The following is a 21,150-nucleotide window of genomic DNA, read 5'->3' on the forward strand; positions in this document are numbered from 1 at the left end:
TTCGAGCAGCACATTTTATCTGCTTAACATAAAAAATCTCTCGCAAAAGCTGTCTCACCTATTGACCCAGATACATAAAAAGATTGAAAATGAAACTGTTAATTTATTAGAAGAAAAATTAAGAAGGAGAAGGATAAATCAATCTTAATAAATAAAAATTGCCAACATGATAATTTCATGTTGGCAAAATGTTGGCAAATTATACATATTTTGTATTTTCTATCTATCCATTTTCAAGAATCCCCTGCTATTTCTTAGGTTGATCCTCGTCCATTTTCAGAACAGCCATGAAGGCTTCTTATAGATTACAAAATTTCCACAAGATTTTAGAGCATTCAATAACTATTTATAAACATTGATATGTAAACGTTTCATTGGCGTTTAAAATAATTATAGCATTTAAGAGATAATTAGAATATCTGTCAGATTTTTATGCGCTGTGGTCAAAATGTGGTAACACCTATTTCAAATCCCTACTATTTGTATAGGTGGTATTTTTTCTTTACAAAAGGAACATTCGTTCGTATAATGGTCATATTCGTAAAAAAGAAGGTGATTATATGCTAAATAGATTTAACGAGAGATATCAAGATAGAGGTACGATTAAGTGGCAAGGGATGTTTTTATCAGAACACAACTCGTCTATGGATCAAATACAAAAGGAACTAAAACATACAGTGCCAAAAAAAGAGCAAATGTCTTTTGAGGAAATATCGGAAGTTATAAATGCTGCAGTGGTTAACAATAAATCAATCGCTATCCAGTTAGAATCAGTGGATGAAAATAACAACTATTTTGATGATATAGTCGGTAAACTACAAGGCCATGACGAGTTAGGTTTTTGGGTGTCCGGTACAAAAGTTAATTATGACGAAATTAGAAATGTTGAGTTTTACGATGAGATCAAATGGAGCAGCATATAATTTTAAAATCATTATTAACTATGTTATTATTCTAATAGTTAGGATAATACTTATCTAACTAATTAGATAATTTAGAAGTGGTCTCTGAATTTCTTATTATAATTCAATATTTCATTAGGGGTGTATTTATGGAAAGAGTAAAAGAATTTTTTACAATTAAAAGAATTATCATGCTTATCGGTATTATTTTAATCATTACATTTGCTTTTAGCAATCTTGAACCAGTATCAGTTAACTTTTTAGTAGCAGAAGTTAAAATTCCATTGTTTTATGAAATCGTTGGAGTTGGTGCAATTGGATTCCTATGTGGTTACTTTTTAAAAAGCAAAAAATAAGATAGGCCTTCGGGCTTGTCTTTTTATTTATATAAAAAAAGCCCCTACATTAAGTAGAAACTTTCACCTAAATATTTAATTTAATATGTACATCCTCACGAAAAATTACGTGAGGATATTTTAACAATCGGATAAGGATCGTTTTGTAAGTAGACGATAAAGATTATGAATTTTAGGAGTCATAAATATAGGTTGCTTTTTTGTTATTTTTGTCTACCTACGAAAAGAGCATAACAGAAAAATGGCAATTTTTTAATCTTAAATAAGCAATCGTATTATTTTCAGTCTTATGCGTAACTTTATGTAAGTTATGTAAATGAAAAACCCTAAAAAAATGGTTTTTCATTTACGTGTAGGCAAGCCGTAGTGACAGATACTTCTTTAAAGGAAAGAAAAATTGATCTCTTACCTACAAGTTTATCTTATCATTATTATTTGAAATTATAAATTAATATGTTCCATCCTGGCTACATATTTTGCTTCGTGTTAATCCACTCATTGAATAAATTAGCTGTATCTTCTAAATTTTTTTTAAATAATTTTTTAAATTTTTGGTACTCAACTTCAGTATAGCCTCTTTCTGACAGGTAATTTTCCTCTTCACTAATTTCTTGCAGCATTCTTTCGTATAGTTCAAACTTAGTCATATGTAATCCTCCCTGATCCTATTAATAAGTATATCAAAAAATATTAATCGAACAAAGACAATTTAGTATTTGTTTAAATTTTAATCATAGACGTTTAAGAATGAAAGACATAACTTCAATCTAATACTGTACCACTATTACTTATTGAAAATTATTAGTTATTTTGTTGCTTTAAATTTTTATAAACTGACCTATTATGGTACTATTTAGCTATAAGATACTGTAGAAGTGGTCTCTAAGTCATCTTATCTAAAATTTTATTTAACCGGAGGTAGCAATTATGACAGACAAAGGTACTACTGATAAAATCAAAGGTAAAGCTAAAGAAGTTACTGGTGACGTAACTGGAGATAAAGGAACAAAAGCCGAAGGTTTTTTTGATCAAGCCGTTGGCAAAGTAAAAGAAGTTGCTTCTGATATGAAAGAAAAAACAGAAGACATGGTTGATGACGTGAAAGAAAAATTCGATAAAAAGTAATTTAAAAAGCTTCTCTTCCGATTATGGTTGAGAAGCTTTTTTTATTTTAATCCTACTGTTGCTTCTCTCGAAGAAAAAGAACTTTCTTTTATTGATAAGAGAACATTCTTAGATTCTGCTTGTTCTTTGGATATATTGAATACAACAAAACCTTTTATTACTTGTTCCGGGTTGACTTGATTATAACTGAACGGATTTGAACCCGAATTAGCATTCATACTTCTAATTGAATCTGATTCGAAAGTTTTATCCCCTATTTTTAAAATAAAACTATTTTCAAAAGATAAAGTTTCAGATTTATCACTCTTACTTGTTATATCAACCGAAACAATCAAATCTCTTCTACCCTCCATATCATTACTATTTCTAATCTCAAAATTATTTACTTTATAGCTAAAATCACCTAATGTTAAAGTGTCTCCAACATTACTTATTTCATCGTTCGTTTTCATTTCTTTTGACGAATATTCTGTTATTAAAACAGGTATAAGTATTATTAATACTAAAATGACAAGTAATAACCATCCTAATTTTTGTTTTTTTGTCAATGTTATTAATTTATCGTTATTTATTTTCGGTAAAATTTTTTTCATCTAATAACCTCCTGCTTATTCCTTAACTATTATTCAATATATATGTTTAAAATCCTATTGTCAATAAAATTTTATATTAAAAAAATTAGGTTTTCTTTCTTAACTATTGTATATGTAACCCCACTATTTATAGTGGGATATTTCTATTGACAATAACCGTATTTACGACCGAATCCATTGCCTTGTGTCGCATCTGAATAAGCAACATAGCGTTGTTTGCCATCCCATCCAGTTAATTGCAACCAAACGATTCCGTCTGACCATACAACTTTATGATATTTAATCGCTTGACCAGTTGATTGATATTCAACAAGTCGCGCTTCTTTTGTTGGTGTATCTTTAACCCAGTTGCGCTCTGTCGCATACGTTGTTCCTGTTTCGTTATACCATCTAGCAAAACCAGTTTTTGGAGGTTGTACAGGATTAACAGGTGGTTTTGTGGACGGCGGAATTGTACCAGTACCTTCATTTAATCCAGTTTTTAAATCAGCCGCTAATCTTTCTTTTGAAACTCCAAAACGTGCTAAATATCCATAAGGATCAGTGTGGTCTCCCCAAATGTTATTTGTAACCCAAAGATGGGATTTGATTCCAGAAGTATACATATTACCTTCGTCAAGAGTTAAGGGAACGCCATATTTAATAGCGTAATCACGTGCTAAGTTAACATATACAGCATAGTCTTTATCAAATGTCGCTTTATCATACGTGTGAGCTAACTCAATTTGTACTGGCGCATTAGCGTTGACATACGAACCGGCTCCCCAAGAAACATAGCCATCCTCACCAATTTTATAAACTTTTCCGCCGTCACCAACGATAAATTGAGTATAAGATTCAGTTTGGCTCCAAGCGCGTTTCATATAAATCGCATTGTTTAGTGCGCTGGATTCTGTTCCGACATCGTGTAACACTACAAATTTATTTACAGCTCTTCGGCTATCCCCTTCGCTTAAAGTCAATTGATAAGTTGTATCAATCGTATATGCTTTTGCTGTTCCTAATCCCACTGGCATTAACATAATAACCATCATCAACACCGCAAAGATATTCTTGTTTAATTTTTTCATTTTAACTCTCCATTTCTAATTTTATTTATAAAAAATAGCCCTCAATGAGAGCTATCAGTTATTTTTTTGTCGGAAAATATTTTTCTTTTTTTACCTTGATTTCATTTTCTGCCCACTTGAATAGCCACATAGGGAAATGTTTATCCCAACCCAGCACATATAAATTTGCAGTCAGCGAATACAAATTGTGATAAATAAACGCTAGAATTAATATCGCAAAGATAAGGCTACCTGATTTAAACAATTGATCTGCAACCCATCCGGCCATTACTATGATATAAATCACCCCATCACGGATAACGGCATCAATCGCTACCTCTGACGTTTTATTTTTAACTACTGATATCTTAGCCAAACGACTTCCTACAATCCATTCGGCAATAATAATCAACGTCAGTAAGATAATTAGCCACGAATGAACTTCACCCCATCCCTTAGCGTTTAAAATCCAAACTGGAATTGCTAACGCTGAACCAATTAGAAAGCTTTTATCGTGGATCATTTTATTGAATTGCTCTAAAAGTGTATCTCTCATTACCAAACTTCCCTTCTACAAAATAAAGAAGCTATTAAATTTCAATAGCTTCTTCTTTGTCTTTGGCATCTTTTTCTTTGACCATCAATTGCACTTCTGATTCAGTTAGTTGTTTTAATTTGACCAATTTTTCTAATTGTTCCAGCGTACACCAATTAATTAAAAATCGATCTAACCATTTTACATAAGCTTTACTCATTTTCTTTTCCTCCTATAACCATAATTTCTAAATCTGATAACTGTTGTCCTAAGTCCTCAATTAAGATATCTTTCTCCATATCTTTAATTTCCAATTCTGAAACTTGTTGAGCTAACTCTTCCTCACTTGTTAATTCTTCCTCTTCAACTGGTGGATTCACTTCTTCTTCACTTGCCGTCTCAATCCACTTATTTAAGTGAAAAGACCATTTAGGTTTTAAAAATAAGCCTTCCCATTGAAACTTTGTATACTCTGATTCTTCAAAATTTTCTTTATTCACTACTTTTGACTCTTTAACATTTCCTTCTTCATCAATTTCGATTACTTCAATAAAATTCATTTAATATCCTCCTTATTCTATGTTGGAAACGGATCTGCAGTTGGCCAAGATATCCCGTCAAAACCACAGCCATTATCATTATTTCTGTAAATCATATGCATTGCATCCGAACGTATTCTAATAATCGTCAGATTTGTTGGAGTAGAATCTGTATTAGATAATTCGTAAAAAGCTTCTCCTTTTGCTGCGGGTAAATCTGGTCTAAAACCTTTTGCAATTGCCCACATTAAAGTTTCAGATACTTTTGGTAAAGATTTATTTCCTTGTCCGTTTACATAAACCATATTCCCAATGCGTCTGTAATAAATAATACTGTCCCCTACAACTGCAGCCTTAATCCAACCTGTATCCTTGATTAAATCACTTTTTTTTGCTAATTCAGCGTCTAATCCTTCAACTGCTTTTGTATGGGTTTTTAAATATTTTAGTACTCCATTTTCTGCTAACTGCACAATATCTGCCATTAAACTGTTCCCACCTTTTCAAATGTGATTGAAGCCAAACTATTCAACTTCGCCTTATCAGCTGCAGCCATCAAGCCATTAGTTGTAGTAGTTGCTACTGCAGTTGTCGTGGCATTTTGACCAGCTGGCCCCGTTGCGCCAGTTGCTCCTTTTGGACCCGCCGGCCCTGCAGGCCCAGTGTCTCCTTTATCTCCTTTAAGAGTTGTCAATCCGAGCACAGCACTTGCGTGGGTCCGCGGATAAACCTCAACTCCATCATTTAAAACTTTTACTATATCTGCCATTGTTTAATTCCCCCTATACTTTTTCGATGGTGACACTATTTTTTTCGGCATTAATTAATCGCTGTAATTGCACATACATTTCTTTTGTAATAATTCCATCTGTCGTTGCAGATGCATACGGCACCCCAGAACCAGTTAATCCGATATCTTTTGGAGTCAGATTAACAGCCCCAATTTTTCCGTTAACAGATGTCACTTGACCTTTCCCAGCTGTTCCTAAAGCTTCACTCAATCCCTCAACTGCATTGACGGTTGTTTCTGGATATACTTGTCGTTTAATCTCTTTTTCGTCAGTTTCCATCATTTTTACAACATCAATTGCCATTAAATCTCACCTACTTTTTTTAAATAAAATGTATCTTGTTTCGCATTATCAACTTCTGCGATAATCAAACCAGATAGCCCCTTTGAGTTATCAACTTCCCCCTCTTTAACAAGCATATGGTTTTGGCTAAATCTATCATCTTGTAAAGTAATAAGAACGTCGCTCTCTCCGCTTTTTATGGTAAAACGGTCATTTTCCATTGCGTCAAGACGCTCTTTAAGTGTTTTATAAACAACACCTTTCACATTTATACGAGCATTTATCACTTCACTATCAACCGTTAATCCGCCTATTGTGTTCTTCCACTCGTCTATAATTTTTTGAGTGTCGTTGTCCCATTTAATCTGCAGTTCTTGAGCTAATTTTTCAAGTGCAAGTGCAATTTGTTTATCATCATATAAATCAGAAGATGTCTGTTCAACTAATCTAGCCAAACTTTCTCTTACATCCTCACCATACATTTTTTCACGAATCCATTTTGCTAAAAGTTTATGAACTTCATCTACCTTATTCATATCAACCCAATTTTCTTCAGTTATATGAGTCGGGTCCCTATAATTTACGGGCATTTTTTTCACCTACCTAAATATTGTTTTTTAAATTTTTCTGATGGATCTTTATTCATATCAACATTGCCATTAATTCCCTGTACGCTTCCTTTGTCGCTGTATTGCCATAAATCCCAAGGATGATCTGGCGGAGTGCTACGATAAGCAGGTATTACAATACTTCCAAAGCGAGCGACATTTATATTAAATTGATCGTATAAATGATTTGCGATATAAGCGACTTGATTCGTTTGAGAAATTCCAAATGAAATCATTTTATTTTGCCACGCTTCAGTTCCTTGTCTCATGTTTTCCATCGTGGCCACCTCAACATCAATCATATAAAATAAAGGTTGCTTACCCGTTCCGGAAATAGATTTCGTACGATTATAGAAGTCAGTTGCTTCTTGCCCTGCATCAGCTTCGTTGACATATCGTGCAAAAGCATAGACTGCATAAGGGATATTAAGTTGCTGACATTGTTGAATGTTATAACGGTAATAGTTATCGACGTACGAGCTACCGTCTTGAACTCTTATAATCGCAAGTTCGATGTCATCTGCTTTTACTTTAGCCCAATCAATTTGCCCTTGATGTTCCGAAACATCAATAATTTTGCCTATTGGACGTTCTGGATCTGTGCCATTTTCAAGTTCTTTGATACGCCGAAGCGCATCCTCGATTAATTTCTGTTGCTGGGAGATAACTTTGTTACTTTCAACTAATTCTTTTCCCAATCCAGCTGTTGTTTTATCAAGATTATTGGTACGTTTAATTAAAGAATTTGTTTTGTCAGCAATATCATTCAACGCATTATTTTTCTTTTTTAATTCTGCTTGGTACTGCGATAATGAAATAAAACGATCACCAATTGTCAGTTCAGACATTTCAACATCTATAATATCTATTCCGATTCCAACAATTCTCAATTCTTCATCAATTCCCATAACAGGATTTTTTAAGAGATAATAGTTGGCTACTTCAAATCTTCGGATATCCATATCAATCAACGATAAATCAACCGCTGTTAAGCTGTATTGAGTCTGTGCTGACTTCTGTTCATCTAAAAATTGTTGCCCTTTAGACTTCAATATTTGGGGTTGTGTAACCTCTGACCATTCTTTTGATTTTTCAATTATCCCAAATTCATTAATCAATTCTTGTGGAGCATCTAAATAGTCTTTTCCTCCGTTAACACTTGAAATAGTTAAACGAGGTTGCGATGCATCAGAACTAGTTTCTTCCTCACCTTCTAAACGTTCACCTCTTGGATATAGCCTTGTGACTATTTCCGTGGGATCAACACTTTTAGATAGTGATATTAAATTTTTAGATAGCTCAATGGTTGTATCTGTGTGTTCCCCTATCTCAATTAGATAATCAATATAGTTAACACCGTTTACCTCTCGAATTCTTAATTCCCCGCCTAGACGACTAATCAACTTATCTTGTATCGTGTCCCATGTAGTTGCTAAATCATCAACATAGCGATAAACATTGTCAGTATTATTTGTGACATTAACAACGCCGACAATGAAGCGTTTATGCTCTTCGGTTTGTGAATTGTGAACCTCAATTAAATATTTGAAAAATTGTTCCGGTGTTGTGTCTTGAATCTTGGCATATTTTTGTATGGTATCTTGCAAATAACTTAAATCAGACGCGCAAGTATAACTACAGTTAAAACCTCCGTTTGATTCCATCTGATCTGTTGGAATTAACACTCTACCTTTAAAAATATTTTTATTTTGCTGACTATCGAAAACTCTTATAAGCGTGGTCAGCGGTTTAATTTTTCCAAAGGCTGGGTTATTTGGTAAAAAAGATAAATTAAAGCTATCAAACGTATTAATGCCTTTTTTTATGTTTCCTTTATCCAATTTCAAGTCATTAGAAAAAGGCGAATGAATTTCTAGCGCATCGCCTTTAGGACCATCTTTAATTAAAACTTGATACATTAAATCACTTCCTTGTGAAACTTAAACTCGATTGTTCCGTTACCAATAACTTTAAACTCGTTAATCCCCGGCAATAAATAGAATCCTATCACTTTATTTTCGCCAGAAAGAACCTTATAACTTTTTCCTTTGAACTGGATCTCCATCGCTGAACTAGCAACCACGATAGGTGCCAAATTAGACATGCCAATGTTGTATAAAGTAATCTGTTTAGATCCCTTAATATCATGTTTAACAATTTGAGCTATATCTAATTCAAAATTAAACGTATCCCATATGTCGTTTCCTTCTTGCAATTCGTGTATTCTAAAAGGGTAACATTGGAACTCAACTGTTAACTTCCCTCTGAACCGTAATTCTTCAAAGTCTGGCTTCTTTTGCACCTCGCTAAGATAATAATATTCTTTCATGATATCGTCATAGAGCGGAATCTTTTGACTAGGTTCCAGTAGCCAAGCTAAAACTTTAGTCCATTGAATATACATCGCTTCTCTGGTCCATAAATTACGATCAACAATATTAAATTCAATAGTAAATGTCCTTTCTTGATAGTTTTGAGTCCCGTAAACTAATGAGAAATCATAGACAACATTTGAATGAGGGATACTTTGTAATGTTTTTATTTTTTCGGGAAACGTTATTTGTTTAGTTAAGACATCAAGGCCAAATTCTCCTGAATGTTTACCGTTAAAAAAGATCCCATAATCATATAAATTTTTCATCATTGCATTTCTAACCCCCATCCACCTAATTTAGTACGTTGCATTTGAATAGCATCGCCCGTTGGAGCTAGCTCTTCTGACATTCTTCGACCATTCACGTTTAAGGTAGTGTTCTTATCAGCAATAACACCTAACAGTCTAACCACTTCTTTATTAGTGTCTGATAGTCTTTTTATTGATTTCTTAGATCCTGAACTAGACGAAACGCTACCAGTCGGAATAGAAACACTTCCAATTGCTTGCTCTGCTCTTAATCTAGGCATTGCGAAAGTTTCAGCTGTTGGCATTACAGGCATTGCAAAAGCACTTCTTGCCATAACTGGACTTGAAAAAGTAGAAGGAGCTTCTGATCCAATCGCTTGAACACTGAATGATTTAGTGAATGGATTGACTTTATCAATCGCTCCACCGATCGCTTTTCCTATATTCCCTATCCCATCCATTAACCCCTGCGCTAGCTGTTTCCCTCTTTCAAACAATCCATATCCAGGAATACCTTCTAAAATAGCTTTGAGTAAATCTTCTGCTGCTGTTTTCAAATCTTCTCTATTATCCCTAATTGATTTAGCTAATCCATTCATTAGAGCAATTGCTGCTTTAGCCATCCTGTCTGAAATATCAATAATAGCTTGCACTAAATTATCTACCACATCCATTGCAGCGCTAGCTAATCTAGGGATTGCTTCCCCAATACCTTGAATAAACGCAACAATAACATCTACTGCCGAATTTATAATTCTTGGTAAATTATTTGCAATTCCTTGTAAAAATGCCACGATTACGTCAACGGCGGCATTAATAATCCCTGGTAAATTTAGAGCAATACCTTGCAACCATGCGATTATCAAATTTGCACCACTAGTTATAATATCGGGTAATTTAGCTGTAACAGCATCTAAAAAAGCAACGATCAATGTCATTGTTGTTGTCACTATTTCCGGCAACCTTTCAATCATTCCGTTTAAAAATGCCATTAATAGATCAACACCAGCATTTAATATTCTTGGGAGATTTTCAGTAATTCCAGTTAAAAAAGTGACAATCAAATTACTTATTGCGGTAATGTATCTCGGTAATCCTTTTGTAATTCCATCAATCACCGCTGAAATTAAATTCAATCCAGCCGTTACAATATCCGGCAATGCTTTTGTTAACGCCAAAAGAATATCAACAATTAATTTTCCGAAAACTTTAATAATCGGTGGCATTTCTTTAGATAGTGAAGCTAAAAAAGTAACCATTATTGCTGAAGCACACGCTGCAATGAGGGGAACTAAAACTAAAATAGCTTGAGTAATTGCTAATATTAATGCACCCGCAGCTTTTGCTACTCCTGGTATTCCTTTTGCTAAACCTGTCATTAATCCGGAAACGATTAATAAACCCGCTTCGATAATACCTGGCAATGCTTTAGCAATACCTTGTCCGATACCTTTTACCACTTTGCCTATTGCGCTGCCAATTCTAGGTGCTGCTTTAGCGATATTATCAGCAAATTCATCTACTTTGTTTAGCATTTTATCCATATCAGCAAATAAGCCGGCACCTGCAAAGGCTGCAGACACAAGCGCAATAACTTTTATTAATAATCCAAATGGGCCTAACAATGATGTTAATCCTACTTTCAATAAACTTAACGCTCCGGATCCCATGCTGAAACTTTTAAACAATCCCAATACCATTGTGCCTATTGAACTGAAAGGGCTAGCAAGTTTTAAAACGCTCAATCCCAAACCGCCAACCGCTTGAATGATAGGGCCGATTAAACCTGGCAATGCTGAAAAAGCACTTGGTACTTTCAACAATGAAAAAACTTTACTTAATCCTAATATCCCTGTTTTTAATCTTAGTATCGGAAAAGCTATTGCAGCTATTGTTAAACCGAGTTTGACGAAACTTGATCCACTAAATTCAAAACCACCGATAAAGTTTTTCAACCCGTTAAAAGCACCTTTGATTAAATCAACGCCTTTAGTGATAGCAATAACTACATCGACGGGAAGAATCTTCATCATTGAAAGCATCCCGTTTTCGTAATCTCCTGCAAATAGGTCTTTAATTCCATCAGTTACTACTTTTAAGCCACTAAATGCACTGACTGCATTATCTTTTAACGTTTTCAACGCTCTAGCTAAAATTAAAATATTATCCCATGCTTTAAAAGAAAATAATAAGGTGAACTGCTGACCTAAATCAGCAATTGCTTTACTAGGTCCATTCGTAACCATTTCTTTTATAGTCATAAAGGCTAGTTTAATACCTTCTTTTAAATCGCTTAATTTAGCTGTAAATTTAATGAAATTGTCCCATAATTCAGCAGGAAACAGTTTTATAAATTGCTCTCTTAGTTCTGCGATCTTTTCGCCCGGTCCATTCGTGACCATTTCAATTAAGGCTTGCCCCATTAGTTTTGCACCGTCAATAACCTTCATCATCGGAGCAACTAATTTATCAACTACACTTCTAAATGTTTCTGATTTTTGATAAGCAGTATAGAAGGCGATTCCTAAACCAACTAATACAGCAGCTAAAGCTAGTATAGGATGTCCTAATACCGCTACTTTTAAAACATCAAAAGCTTGGCTTAACCCTTTAACCCACTTAACAACATCTTGAATTTTTGACATGACCGACATTCCAGTAGCGAAAGTTAAAAATGCAGCACCTACAGCTAGTACAACTGGCACTAATGGTTTTAAGGTCTTGACTAAGTTAGCGATAAAAGCGATGACTGGCGGAATTTTTTCAGCTATTTTGGTTAAAGTATCTTCAAATACGGTACCTACTTGTGCCACCATTGCTCTCATATTACTTAAACCAGCACTTTGTAACCCTGCATCAATTGCCTGGATAATTGCCACAACCCCACGAGTAACCGCTGCTTTCATGTTTGTAAATACAGCGCCCCATGTTGCCCCGGCATCCCTTGCAGCACCTGCAATTTTAGTAACACCGTTCGTGCCTTCCTCAAATGCAGTAGAAACAACATCTACAAAATCAGTAGCACTGATAGAACCTTTAGAAAGTTCCTCTTGTACTGTCTCAACTGATTTTCCAGTTGCTTTTGCATACGTTCCAACTCCATCAATACCGGCATCGGTTAACCTATCCATCTGATCCATTGATACTTTGCCTTTAGAAAGCATTTTTCCTAAAGCATCTGAAACATTTTCAAGCTGTTCTTTTGACCCGTCACCATAGAAGGCAACCGCGTCGCCAAACGCTTGAAAATACTTTGTTGCTTTTGGAATTTCTACACCACGAGTAACAAATCCTTGAACCGCTTTTGCAGCAGTATCAAGACCAAATGCAGTCCCTTTTGTTACTACTTTCAAATCACTTAATACATTATTGGCAACATTCGTATCACCAGTTAAAGCCTTCATAACACGCTGAAAAGACTCCATTGTATCAATACGACCAAATGCCGATTGAATGGAGCCTTTTATCATATCAATTGCTTTACCTGCTACTTGCACCAAACCTAAAGCACTAGCAATTTTCACAATACCAATGCTTCCTTGTTCACCACTCTTGCTTATTCCGGATATTTTACTATCTAAAGAATCAACATCACTTTCAGCCTTACTGGTGTTCAGTTCAACATCAATAATTACATTTCCATCATTCAATTAATTCACCACTCTTTCTTTGTTGTTTGGCGAACCACTCCCTTTTTTGTTTAATGTCCATTTCTTCAAATTCAATAGCTTGTTGTGACGATTTAAGCGCATATGCTTTTTTTGCCTTTTTTAAAGCTGCTTTTTGCTCTGAAGTCATATCGTCTGTTTCTTTCATCTGACGAATTTCAATCACTTTCTTAAACTTCGTTTCATCCGATAAAGAAACTAAAAGAGCGTTAAACTTGTCCCAATGCAAATTGCCTCTTGATTCGATTAAATCAATTTTGTAATCCTTATAGAAGCTAGCAAAAATATAAGGTGCATCTTCAGTTAAGTTATAATCTTCTTTTTTTATTTCTTCGTGAATCACATTACCTTTTAGATCAAATTCTTTTTCTGCTTCAACTTCATTAGCAAACGAATTAGTTATTCGTTCAGTAATTTTAAGATACAAATCAATTTTATCTTGATCGTTTAAATCAAGGATTTCATCTTCTGAAAGCCCCGCAATTCCCATGAGAACACCTGCGAACTTATAGCCTTCTTCTAAATCATCATCTTGAAACATTTCAAAGATTCTAAGAACGGTCGAAAAATCTAAATCAAGAGGATAGGTAACGCCATTTAACTCAATATCGTTATTTATTCCAAACGCTAGTGAGATCATTTGCTATCACTTCTTTTTGTCAGCAATGTATTTATTTAATTTGGTTTTTTGCTTATAATTTTTAATGGCTTCCATTGCAACTAGAAAAGCTTCTAAAACTGCATCTGAATCTCCACCAGCTTTTTCGTGTAATTTCTCAAAAGCACCATCGCCTAAAGCACAATCAACAGTTTCGGCCACAACGTCGCTAACCTCGGTTACTGTTTTACTAAAAGATTCAATAAGTTTATCTTGTTCTTTAGAATAATCAGCCTCTTTATTTGCATCGATTTTATCTTTTAACTTTTTGCTATCTTTTTGAATTTTTTCAATTTCTTTTTGCTTATCCATTAGTTCTGCATGCTTCTCGTAATATTTTGTTTGTTGTGCATCACTAGTTAAAAATTTGAAATCAATACCACCTATTCTCAATGGAATAAATCCACTTCCTAATTGAATTTCAATAGGTTTATTCGTTTGATTTGTCATGTTTTTTCCTCCTAATTTAAAATAAAAAAGCCCTCAAATGAGAGCTTTAAACTATTTTTACGATACCGCAGTAACATTAACAGTTACCGTCGTTTTAATCGTCGGATCTTCCTTAGTTGCTACTGTAATAACAGATGACCCTTCTGCAATTGCTGTGTACTCACCTGTTGCCTTTACGGTAACTTGAGAAGTATCTGCAGATACAAATGTAACTTCTTGGGCGACACCTTCTGGTAAAACAGTAGCGATAATTGTTGCTTTTCCACCTACAGCAATAGAAGTTGTTGCTTTGTCTACTTGAACGCTAGACGGCTTAGTTACTGGGTAATTTATCTTCTGGTAAACCATCAAATGTAACTGTAACTTCAAATGTTCCACGGCTATTTGCGTCCCCACCACGATGAACAATGCCACTAAATGAAGCAGGTCCTTCAACAATTCGTCCATCTGGTTCTGTTACACGGAAATAACATTTGCGCCCTTTCCCCGGTGAATTTAAACCATTACGAATGAACTCTTGTGCTTCATCATTTTTATAAGTTCTGTGTCCTTTGAACGCTTCTGAACGACTTACACTGGTGACATCCGTTTCTTTACCGCCTTTATGACTGTAATAAGTGTAGTCTTCTGTTTCTTCGTCATTTGCTGGCTCAACCGATTGAATTCCTTCGGCCATTTCAAATAAAGATTCTTTATCAGGGCCAATTTCAAATTTAGTCATGTAGTTAGGTAAAAATCCTTCTAAAACTTCTGGCATTATTTCATCATTCCTTTTCTATTTTTTATTAATATATCTGCTTTAATAAGCATCGAGTAGATATATGCATTGTGTTCTGTTTTTTTTATTTTCCGTGGTAACGTGTACCCTTCGGATGCATTGAAAATAAAGCTGTCATTTTGGCTTTCAATTGTTAGAAAGTCTTTATTCACTTTAATTGGCAACATATCCAATAATTGATAAATCTGCATGGCTTCCAAATAAGCTGTATGCTGATCCGTATTCTTCACTATAATTTGCACCACCATATTATAGGTAGTGTCGCTATTATAGTATCTAGCCCCATTTGCTGATGGCGCATCTAAAATACAAATATCCTTTTCATTATTTGTAGATGCATCAAACAAAATATGGCCATTAATCGAGGTAAGTTCTAAATGATCGTTTAAAAATTTGGCTAACGATTCGTAAAAATCCATTGAATTCCCCCTTATAAATTGGCTCTTATTGCATTTTTCGTAACTTTAAGCCACTTTTCTAAATCGTTTTTCTTCGCAACTTCGAACCATAAATGAGATGCAATCGGATTTTTATCATGTTTTAGCGATTGACTCCCAAAATAAATAGCAGCTGCGTACTCAGCAGCCCAAACGATACGACCTAGAGGGAAATTACTAGCACCCCAAACGGATGATTCTAGCGCTCCCGTATCTTTAGCGACGTATCTATTTGCATCCTTTGCAACTTGAAGTGTAACTGGTTCTATTGCTTGTTTAGCAGCATATTTCAGCCTTTTTTTATGATAATCACCATTAAATCGTACATTAATACTCAAATTAAAGTCACCTCAACATGATGTGGCTTATCATTTGTTGCATAAACGGGTTCACTAGTTTGTACGATTAATTTATTGCCTTTAAAAACAACAATAGAATCAACTACAGGGATGATAAACGGTTCAGAATGTTTAGCATCAATATACAATGAACCTCGAATCAATTTCTCTTCGTTTTCTCCTGTTTTTACTACTTCGGAAGACGGTTCAAATCTTACGTGCTTTATTGTTTGAACTTCGGCATCACCGCTTCCACCCCATCCATTAGTTGATTCTTTCTTTTCTTTGTACTCCACTTCATGAATTAGCGCTTTTTTGGGGATTGCTTTAAATGGCACCAATCCTCACCCCATTTCGCTTGATCAAACCTGTTGCTTCTAAATATGCAATAGCATTTGGAGCGACACGAGCGGATTGTCTGCTTGTTGAAGTGCTTCCACCACTTACGCTAAACTTACCAATCGAAAAACTACCATTGCTCTCTGTTTGGCCGGTTGAATCAGTTTCAATCCCTTCAAGTTGATAATATTCAACTTGAGCAGCTGTTGCTTGTTTAATTAATCCTTGAATAAATTGGTCATAGCTATCAAGCCCGCTTTTCGCAATTTTATAACCAGTTAATTGGTCCACAACATCTGATGCCCTTTTAGATAGCTTGGAGAAATCGGAGTCTTTCACCGATTCCCCCTCGTATTCTTTATCGTAATAATCAAAATCAATATAAGGATCACGCATAATTACGCCCTCCTTCTATTTTTGTTTTGGTGTTACTGTAACTTTGATAGAACTAGATTTCCCGTTTGAAGTAGAAACTGTTACCGACGTTGTTCCTTCTGCTACTCCTTTTAACATTCCGCTAGCTGATACCGTTGCAATAGCTTTATCAGCTATTTTGAATGCTGTACTCTTGTTAGATGCATCATCTGGTAAAATTGCAGCTGTTAATTGTTTAGTGCCTTCAACTGCGATAGTAACATCACCTTCAACAATTGAAATACTGTCTGGAATTACAATGACTCCTGGATCTTCTTCTGTTCCTTTTCCGTCAATATAAGCAATCATTTTATTTTCACGGATAACAAAGTCATTATCGTTTAACATGAAGTGGTATGTTGCTTGTTTTGCAACAGCTGCACTGTCTGCTGCTGCAGTTGTTAACGTAACGTTTAAACCAGCTACTACAGTTAAATTTTCAAGCGGTGTGAATAAAATTACATTATTTTCCATACCATCAACGATTTCAACATCATACCCAGCTAGATGAGTTAAGACTCCACCAACAATTGTTGAATCTCCTAAATTTGTTGAACGGTTTTGAATTTCTGCAACATAAACTAAATTTGTTGCTCGTGACATAACCCATTTGAACGTACCGTTAATGTATTTATCTTCAAATTCTCCAGTAATTTTAGTCAAAGTTTGAATAACTGGCATTTTTTTATAAGAATGTTTAATAGCAGCGTCGTTTTTAGCCATTTTAATATATCCATCATTTTGTTTTAAGAATGGATCACTAGACGACTCGTCACCGTTGAAAGCTAAATCTTGTAAATCAGCTGCATATTGTGCTTGCATTAACGATAGCAAAGCTTGACGAACGTCTTGTCCACGAGTACGCGCAGTATAAAAAGTATTAGAATTTTCAATCCATGTATCTAAATACAAAGAGACTAATTTAAATGCAACGCTATCTTCTTCAACTAAATCAGTTCCATCTGGCTTAGTGTTAATGCCTTGATGTGTTTTTAAAGTACGTTTTTTAATTCCTAATTTATCAATTGTACCTACACCGCTATTAGCAAAATAGGTATATAATTTTTGAAGAGTAGCACTTGATGCGATTGCATCTAAGATGAAAGCACGAGCATTGTCATCTCGTAAAGTTACATTGTTACCGGCCTTTTGAATTGCCGACATTTGTTTTAATAATAATTCGTTTGAAATTGGCATTTGTTTTCCTCTTTTCTTTTTTTATTATTCCATTGGAAATGCTGCATCAACATACGATGGCACTTCTGATTTTTTAACTTCTTCTTGTGTTGAATAGGTTGGTTCCACTGCGTTTGATTTGCGAGTGTTCTCCATTTTTTCAATCCGATCAATTAATGGTTTTGTTGCAGCTTCCACCGCTTTTGCTACTGCATCTGATGCATCAGCTTCTTCTTTTTTCTTCTTTTCTGCTGCTAATTCTTCTGGCGTTTTTTCTTTTGTGCCGTCAGCGCTAGCTTTTTCTAAGTTTTCTAAGCGCTCGTTTACTGGTTGCAATGCATCAGTAAACGCCTTTGTAATGTCTTCAATTTTCATTTCTTCATCCTCCTGTTTTTGGGTATTAAAAAAAGACTTAATCGAGTTGATTAGGCCTTTTTCTTGTGATTTAGTTATTGAAAATCCACCGACTAAATTACTTAGTTCAGTGATTTCATTTTGGATTTCTTGAATTTTTGCTGTGTCATCAAGCTGATAATCATCAGATATGCGCCACACTGCTGAACGAAAAGAATCCATAGCGCTATTAACATCACGCATCAACTTATTTCTATTAAAAATATCTTGTGTGGCTTTTTCAATCTCTGCAACTTCTGCCTGTCCTGCTAATGAATATCCTGTAAATTCGCCTTTTTGAATGGACTCCCAAATTTCATCGGTTGCTTTTGTAACAAGCACCCAACTACCTTTTGCAATGGTTTCTCCCACATCTAAATCACATGGCGCAATATAAGACTGCACGACTGTTCCAGCTCCTGCTTCAAAATCATGTTGCTTATCAATTTGTTGGTAATTTTGCATAAATCCATGAGCTGCCTTCTCAATTTCGTCCGCAGTCATGAAATCATCATGTGCATCTTTAACATCTGGCTCATAAACAACACCATAAACAAGCTTTTGAGGGTCATCAGCCTTCGTGATTGTTCGCACCGTAGTTTCAAATACTGGATCGGACTTATCAGCTGATTTAGTCAAAAAGAATTTCTTTTTATTTGCTGCTTTATCAACAAATGAAACATGCGTAACGTTCACATTCTTTAATTCTCTAGGCATTTTATTTTTCACCCCCTTTCAAATATTTTTCGTCCAGCTCTGGTTCAACATGACAATGGCACTGAATTCGTTCACCTGCCGGCAATGATGGATCAAGCGGATAGCGTGCCTTATAGCCATTCACGTTGAAGAACTTACCTTTTTTAACGACTGTTCCATGTAATGCTTGATGTGCTTGGCGTGGTTCCGGATAACCAGGAGTGTGAATCCATTTCAACCCCATGACTGAATCACTTTGCATCATAGCTTCGTAAGTTCCTGCTTGATAATTCGATAAACCTTCTGTAATTGCTGTCGTTCTGGCTCTTCGTCTGCTGAATTCTGGCATTTTTGATAACGCGGACTCTAAACCTCTTATTCCTTTACCGTTTTCATAAGCATCGTTTATGGCTCTAACAACTGCATCATCTGTTGTTAATTTCATAAGTTGAGGTAGCTCTTTGAACCATTTTTCCATTGCTTTCTTTGATGCCCTTGATAACTTTTTATTAGAAAACTGACTATCTAAATCCTTAGCCATTTGTTCAGCTACTTCATTAAATGTTTCATTTAAAATAGGGATAACAGCTTCTGAAAAGTTGCTGTTAAACCCTCTTTTTTTCAATTCACGCCGTATTGCTTTTTCGCTTGGAGTCTTTTTATTTTTTAAAAATAAACTTGTGACGATATCAAGAACTTCTTCGTAATCTAGCTGAAGCACTTCATCAATTGCGATTTCAGATTGTTTTATCTTTTCAACTAAGAGATCAACAAAATTAAATCCAGCTGCTTCTAATATTTTTTTTAGTTCGTCATCTTCGTTCTTTTCAATTTCAAGCGCTTTAAGAAGTAGTTCCTCAAAATCAGATTGGCACATAAACTCACCCTTTCATCTTACGAAGCATACGTCTAAACATTCCGGCCATTTCACCATCTGATGTTTCACCATATGCTTTTTCAATGTTATAATCGTTTGATTGTGGCTGAATACCCATAGGAAAGTTGAATTTATCCCCTTTAAATAGTTGCAAAGGCTTGTTAAGGACTTTAGATAGCAACTCACGTAAATCGTTAGGAGCAACCGCGTTGGCTTGAATCGCTGGATCAAGAATACTTTTAATATCTTCCATGTTTGATAGGTTAGGCGATTTTAGATAAAGCTCTACATGTTTAAACTCATAATCTGTAAACAAATTATTCAAACGCCATTCGTACCCTTCACGTCTCGGTTGAAACACTTGTTCTTCTGTTAATTCCTTAGCCGTTTCAACTGTTGCACGATTGTAATCACTAGACATACCTACATAAATAGGCGGCAATCTAAATGATGATAGAACCGCTTCTGTTGTACGTTGGTCATATTCAAGGAACAACGCATCTTTCTGCAAGATATCCGCCAATTTTTCAAGCTTAATAGCTGGTTTGTCTTTTCCTTCATCTAGCATATTACTGCTGCTATCGACTTTTTCAGCTTCCAGTAATAAAAATTTGTGTTGTGAACTTTCGCCGTCCAATTGGTCTGCATAGCTTTGTAACGTTTCTTCGCTCTGTGCAGTTAGCTGCGCATTTTCTAATAAAATAGCCAATGGCATGTGGCGACCATTGGTAAAGTATCTGTAATTCAATTCGTCCGCTTTTCTTGCACCAAGAATCTTAATAAGGGTACCAATATAACGTGGGACTCCATAAGGATCAGTGTAATCACCGATTTTCACATGAATAACCTCTGTCGCTGTGCCTTCACCGTCTTTTGCGATTGATCCATCAGTGTTTAACGGAGTTGGATCACCAAACGACTTAAACCACATGCCGTTGCCTTTTTGACCACTGTCTTCCAATGAATCACGAAACACATAATAACGGAACTTTCTAACTGTTCCGTCGGGCAACGTGATGCGATTAAGCTTAGTAGCTGTCATATGCTCCGGCTTAATGCTGTCAATGCCGACAACTTCATCTTTGCCGTTTCGTATAGCTTCAAAATAGCCATTTCCGCATTCTTCAACATGATGGATAACCTCTTCAATCACTTCTTTTGGTGGACGTTCAAGGTTTAAACCATTCAACAAGCCTTCAATTGCTGCCTTTTCTGACTTCATTTCTGGCGTTTCCTCATTGTCTTCTGTTTTATAACGGATGCCAATGCCAAACCCTGTAACATTATGAGCGTATGCATCAATACATTGTTTCAAAATACTAGAACTTTCACCAATAGCCCTCAAAACTTTTATATCATAAGGTGGCGAAAGTTGGGTTAAATCTCTGCTGTGTTCAACTCCGCCAAAAGATTTATATTTAATAGATCGTGATTTTTGAATCATCACTTCGCTTTTTTTAACTGAAGCTAATTCCTTATTTTTTTTGGTAGATTTAATAATTTTACTAGCCATTTGACACCTC

28 protein-coding genes are annotated in these 21,150 nt (G+C 35.2%); 3 read left to right on the top strand and 25 right to left on the bottom strand.

Features of this window, described 5'->3' with window-relative positions; genetic code table 11:
• The first annotated feature begins 560 nt into the window (after nucleotides 1-560).
• Both AC07SW_RS09375 and AC07SW_RS09380 read left to right on the top strand, forming a co-directional pair.
• A complete protein-coding gene (locus tag AC07SW_RS09375; RefSeq protein ID WP_494632734.1) occupies nucleotides 561-923 on the top strand; it encodes a hypothetical protein in 363 nt (120 codons plus the stop codon).
• Nucleotides 924-1,051: 128 nt separating this feature from the next.
• Nucleotides 1,052-1,258, top strand: coding sequence for a LapA family protein (locus tag AC07SW_RS09380; RefSeq protein WP_135023136.1), 207 nt, complete (start codon nucleotides 1,052-1,054; stop codon nucleotides 1,256-1,258).
• 467 nt (nucleotides 1,259-1,725) lie between these two features.
• Here the strand turns inward: AC07SW_RS09380 and AC07SW_RS09385 are convergent, their stop codons facing one another.
• Nucleotides 1,726-1,905, bottom strand: a complete 180-nt coding sequence (locus AC07SW_RS09385; protein WP_135023137.1) for a hypothetical protein — start codon at nucleotides 1,903-1,905, stop codon at nucleotides 1,726-1,728.
• A gap of 280 nt (nucleotides 1,906-2,185) precedes the next feature.
• On the opposite strand from AC07SW_RS09385, the gene AC07SW_RS09390 reads away from it, so the two are divergent.
• On the top strand, nucleotides 2,186-2,383 hold the full coding sequence (locus AC07SW_RS09390) for a CsbD family protein (protein WP_135023138.1): 198 nt from the start codon (nucleotides 2,186-2,188) through the stop codon (nucleotides 2,381-2,383).
• A gap of 41 nt (nucleotides 2,384-2,424) precedes the next feature.
• Here AC07SW_RS09390 and AC07SW_RS09395 read toward each other — a convergent pair whose 3' ends face one another.
• From AC07SW_RS09395 to AC07SW_RS09510, 24 genes are all read right to left on the bottom strand, one after another.
• On the bottom strand, nucleotides 2,425-2,976 hold the full coding sequence (locus tag AC07SW_RS09395) for a DUF4352 domain-containing protein (protein ID WP_494632735.1): 552 nt from the start codon (nucleotides 2,974-2,976) through the stop codon (nucleotides 2,425-2,427).
• A gap of 143 nt (nucleotides 2,977-3,119) precedes the next feature.
• Nucleotides 3,120-4,046, bottom strand: coding sequence for an N-acetylmuramoyl-L-alanine amidase (locus tag AC07SW_RS09400; protein ID WP_494632736.1), 927 nt, complete (start codon nucleotides 4,044-4,046; stop codon nucleotides 3,120-3,122).
• A gap of 58 nt (nucleotides 4,047-4,104) precedes the next feature.
• Nucleotides 4,105-4,581, bottom strand: a complete 477-nt coding sequence (locus AC07SW_RS09405; RefSeq protein ID WP_494632738.1) for a phage holin family protein — start codon at nucleotides 4,579-4,581, stop codon at nucleotides 4,105-4,107.
• 34 nt (nucleotides 4,582-4,615) lie between these two features.
• On the bottom strand, nucleotides 4,616-4,780 hold the full coding sequence (locus AC07SW_RS09410; RefSeq protein WP_167736613.1) for a hypothetical protein: 165 nt from the start codon (nucleotides 4,778-4,780) through the stop codon (nucleotides 4,616-4,618).
• On the bottom strand, nucleotides 4,773-5,120 hold the full coding sequence (locus AC07SW_RS09415; protein WP_494632739.1) for a YomQ N-terminal domain-containing protein: 348 nt from the start codon (nucleotides 5,118-5,120) through the stop codon (nucleotides 4,773-4,775). The genes AC07SW_RS09410 and AC07SW_RS09415 overlap by 8 nt, the downstream gene beginning before the upstream one ends.
• 17 nt (nucleotides 5,121-5,137) lie before the next feature.
• On the bottom strand, nucleotides 5,138-5,584 hold the full coding sequence (locus AC07SW_RS09420) for a hypothetical protein (protein ID WP_135023142.1): 447 nt from the start codon (nucleotides 5,582-5,584) through the stop codon (nucleotides 5,138-5,140).
• A complete protein-coding gene (locus AC07SW_RS09425; RefSeq protein WP_494632740.1) occupies nucleotides 5,584-5,868 on the bottom strand; it encodes a collagen-like protein in 285 nt (94 codons plus the stop codon). Before AC07SW_RS09425 ends, AC07SW_RS09420 begins: the two co-directional genes overlap by 1 nt.
• 13 nt (nucleotides 5,869-5,881) lie before the next feature.
• Nucleotides 5,882-6,193, bottom strand: coding sequence for a hypothetical protein (locus AC07SW_RS09430; RefSeq protein ID WP_494632741.1), 312 nt, complete (start codon nucleotides 6,191-6,193; stop codon nucleotides 5,882-5,884).
• Nucleotides 6,193-6,762 (bottom strand): hypothetical protein, encoded by a 570-nt coding sequence (locus AC07SW_RS09435; RefSeq protein ID WP_494632743.1) that lies wholly within the window; start codon nucleotides 6,760-6,762, stop codon nucleotides 6,193-6,195. The genes AC07SW_RS09430 and AC07SW_RS09435 overlap by 1 nt, the downstream gene beginning before the upstream one ends.
• 5 nt (nucleotides 6,763-6,767) lie before the next feature.
• Nucleotides 6,768-8,699, bottom strand: a complete 1,932-nt coding sequence (locus AC07SW_RS09440) for a phage tail spike protein (protein WP_494632745.1) — start codon at nucleotides 8,697-8,699, stop codon at nucleotides 6,768-6,770.
• A complete protein-coding gene (locus AC07SW_RS09445; protein WP_494632746.1) occupies nucleotides 8,699-9,424 on the bottom strand; it encodes a distal tail protein Dit in 726 nt (241 codons plus the stop codon). Before AC07SW_RS09445 ends, AC07SW_RS09440 begins: the two co-directional genes overlap by 1 nt.
• Entirely contained in the window at nucleotides 9,421-13,053 is a 3,633-nt protein-coding gene (locus tag AC07SW_RS09450) for a tape measure protein (protein ID WP_494632747.1), read from the bottom strand. Before AC07SW_RS09450 ends, AC07SW_RS09445 begins: the two co-directional genes overlap by 4 nt.
• Entirely contained in the window at nucleotides 13,046-13,711 is a 666-nt protein-coding gene (locus AC07SW_RS09455; RefSeq protein ID WP_494632748.1) for a Gp15 family bacteriophage protein, read from the bottom strand. The genes AC07SW_RS09450 and AC07SW_RS09455 overlap by 8 nt, the downstream gene beginning before the upstream one ends.
• Nucleotides 13,712-13,717: 6 nt before the next feature.
• Entirely contained in the window at nucleotides 13,718-14,179 is a 462-nt protein-coding gene (locus AC07SW_RS09460; protein WP_494632749.1) for a hypothetical protein, read from the bottom strand.
• 57 nt (nucleotides 14,180-14,236) lie between these two features.
• On the bottom strand, nucleotides 14,237-14,527 hold the full coding sequence (locus tag AC07SW_RS09465; protein WP_238328682.1) for an Ig-like domain-containing protein: 291 nt from the start codon (nucleotides 14,525-14,527) through the stop codon (nucleotides 14,237-14,239).
• A complete protein-coding gene (locus AC07SW_RS09470; protein WP_135023152.1) occupies nucleotides 14,493-14,936 on the bottom strand; it encodes a phage tail tube protein in 444 nt (147 codons plus the stop codon). Before AC07SW_RS09470 ends, AC07SW_RS09465 begins: the two co-directional genes overlap by 35 nt.
• Nucleotides 14,936-15,376: a minor capsid protein gene (locus AC07SW_RS09475; RefSeq protein WP_135023153.1), complete on the bottom strand. Its 441-nt coding sequence runs from the start codon at nucleotides 15,374-15,376 to the stop codon at nucleotides 14,936-14,938. The genes AC07SW_RS09470 and AC07SW_RS09475 overlap by 1 nt, the downstream gene beginning before the upstream one ends.
• A gap of 11 nt (nucleotides 15,377-15,387) precedes the next feature.
• Nucleotides 15,388-15,732, bottom strand: coding sequence for a minor capsid protein (locus tag AC07SW_RS09480; RefSeq protein WP_494632751.1), 345 nt, complete (start codon nucleotides 15,730-15,732; stop codon nucleotides 15,388-15,390).
• Nucleotides 15,729-16,070 (bottom strand): putative minor capsid protein, encoded by a 342-nt coding sequence (locus AC07SW_RS09485; protein WP_167554774.1) that lies wholly within the window; start codon nucleotides 16,068-16,070, stop codon nucleotides 15,729-15,731. The genes AC07SW_RS09480 and AC07SW_RS09485 overlap by 4 nt, the downstream gene beginning before the upstream one ends.
• Entirely contained in the window at nucleotides 16,060-16,467 is a 408-nt protein-coding gene (locus AC07SW_RS09490) for a head-tail connector protein (RefSeq protein ID WP_135081579.1), read from the bottom strand. The genes AC07SW_RS09485 and AC07SW_RS09490 overlap by 11 nt, the downstream gene beginning before the upstream one ends.
• Before the next feature lie 15 nt (nucleotides 16,468-16,482).
• On the bottom strand, nucleotides 16,483-17,682 hold the full coding sequence (locus AC07SW_RS09495; RefSeq protein WP_494632752.1) for an Ig-like domain-containing protein: 1,200 nt from the start codon (nucleotides 17,680-17,682) through the stop codon (nucleotides 16,483-16,485).
• Between the two features lie 24 nt (nucleotides 17,683-17,706).
• Entirely contained in the window at nucleotides 17,707-18,771 is a 1,065-nt protein-coding gene (locus AC07SW_RS09500; protein ID WP_494632754.1) for an XkdF-like putative serine protease domain-containing protein, read from the bottom strand.
• A gap of 1 nt (nucleotide 18,772) precedes the next feature.
• Complete coding sequence (locus AC07SW_RS09505; protein WP_494632755.1) at nucleotides 18,773-19,627, bottom strand: phage minor head protein; 855 nt, start codon at nucleotides 19,625-19,627, stop codon at nucleotides 18,773-18,775.
• A 4-nt stretch (nucleotides 19,628-19,631) separates the two neighbouring features.
• A complete protein-coding gene (locus AC07SW_RS09510) occupies nucleotides 19,632-21,140 on the bottom strand; it encodes a phage portal protein (protein ID WP_494632756.1) in 1,509 nt (502 codons plus the stop codon).
• Nucleotides 21,141-21,150: the final 10 nt, after the last annotated feature.

The organism is Carnobacterium sp. GW821-FHT04C06 (genome assembly GCF_059420345.1).

Bases quoted from the DNA above. Each gene is read 5' to 3' on its own strand.
- AC07SW_RS09490 (WP_135081579.1), bottom strand. From the start codon at position 16,467: ATGCGTGATCCTTATATTGATTTTGATTATTACGATAAAGAATACGAG.
- AC07SW_RS09380 (WP_135023136.1), top strand. From the start codon at position 1,052: ATGGAAAGAGTAAAAGAATTTTTTACAATTAAAAGAATTATCATGCTT.
- AC07SW_RS09420 (WP_135023142.1), bottom strand. From the start codon at position 5,584: ATGGCAGATATTGTGCAGTTAGCAGAAAATGGAGTACTAAAATATTTA.
- AC07SW_RS09465 (WP_238328682.1), bottom strand. From the start codon at position 14,527: ATGGTTTACCAGAAGATAAATTACCCAGTAACTAAGCCGTCTAGCGTT.
- AC07SW_RS09505 (WP_494632755.1), bottom strand. From the start codon at position 19,627: ATGTGCCAATCTGATTTTGAGGAACTACTTCTTAAAGCGCTTGAAATT.
- AC07SW_RS09510 (WP_494632756.1), bottom strand. From the start codon at position 21,140: ATGGCTAGTAAAATTATTAAATCTACCAAAAAAAATAAGGAATTAGCT.
- AC07SW_RS09375 (WP_494632734.1), top strand. From the start codon at position 561: ATGCTAAATAGATTTAACGAGAGATATCAAGATAGAGGTACGATTAAG.
- AC07SW_RS09495 (WP_494632752.1), bottom strand. From the start codon at position 17,682: ATGCCAATTTCAAACGAATTATTATTAAAACAAATGTCGGCAATTCAA.
- AC07SW_RS09410 (WP_167736613.1), bottom strand. From the start codon at position 4,780: ATGAGTAAAGCTTATGTAAAATGGTTAGATCGATTTTTAATTAATTGG.
- AC07SW_RS09475 (WP_135023153.1), bottom strand. From the start codon at position 15,376: ATGGATTTTTACGAATCGTTAGCCAAATTTTTAAACGATCATTTAGAA.
- AC07SW_RS09425 (WP_494632740.1), bottom strand. From the start codon at position 5,868: ATGGCAGATATAGTAAAAGTTTTAAATGATGGAGTTGAGGTTTATCCG.
- AC07SW_RS09440 (WP_494632745.1), bottom strand. From the start codon at position 8,699: ATGTATCAAGTTTTAATTAAAGATGGTCCTAAAGGCGATGCGCTAGAA.
- AC07SW_RS09455 (WP_494632748.1), bottom strand. From the start codon at position 13,711: ATGATCTCACTAGCGTTTGGAATAAATAACGATATTGAGTTAAATGGC.
- AC07SW_RS09435 (WP_494632743.1), bottom strand. From the start codon at position 6,762: ATGCCCGTAAATTATAGGGACCCGACTCATATAACTGAAGAAAATTGG.
- AC07SW_RS09385 (WP_135023137.1), bottom strand. From the start codon at position 1,905: ATGACTAAGTTTGAACTATACGAAAGAATGCTGCAAGAAATTAGTGAA.
- AC07SW_RS09390 (WP_135023138.1), top strand. From the start codon at position 2,186: ATGACAGACAAAGGTACTACTGATAAAATCAAAGGTAAAGCTAAAGAA.
- AC07SW_RS09445 (WP_494632746.1), bottom strand. From the start codon at position 9,424: ATGATGAAAAATTTATATGATTATGGGATCTTTTTTAACGGTAAACAT.
- AC07SW_RS09460 (WP_494632749.1), bottom strand. From the start codon at position 14,179: ATGACAAATCAAACGAATAAACCTATTGAAATTCAATTAGGAAGTGGA.
- AC07SW_RS09470 (WP_135023152.1), bottom strand. From the start codon at position 14,936: ATGCCAGAAGTTTTAGAAGGATTTTTACCTAACTACATGACTAAATTT.
- AC07SW_RS09405 (WP_494632738.1), bottom strand. From the start codon at position 4,581: ATGAGAGATACACTTTTAGAGCAATTCAATAAAATGATCCACGATAAA.
- AC07SW_RS09500 (WP_494632754.1), bottom strand. From the start codon at position 18,771: ATGCCTAGAGAATTAAAGAATGTGAACGTTACGCATGTTTCATTTGTT.
- AC07SW_RS09415 (WP_494632739.1), bottom strand. From the start codon at position 5,120: ATGAATTTTATTGAAGTAATCGAAATTGATGAAGAAGGAAATGTTAAA.
- AC07SW_RS09395 (WP_494632735.1), bottom strand. From the start codon at position 2,976: ATGAAAAAAATTTTACCGAAAATAAATAACGATAAATTAATAACATTG.
- AC07SW_RS09430 (WP_494632741.1), bottom strand. From the start codon at position 6,193: ATGGCAATTGATGTTGTAAAAATGATGGAAACTGACGAAAAAGAGATT.
- AC07SW_RS09400 (WP_494632736.1), bottom strand. From the start codon at position 4,046: ATGAAAAAATTAAACAAGAATATCTTTGCGGTGTTGATGATGGTTATT.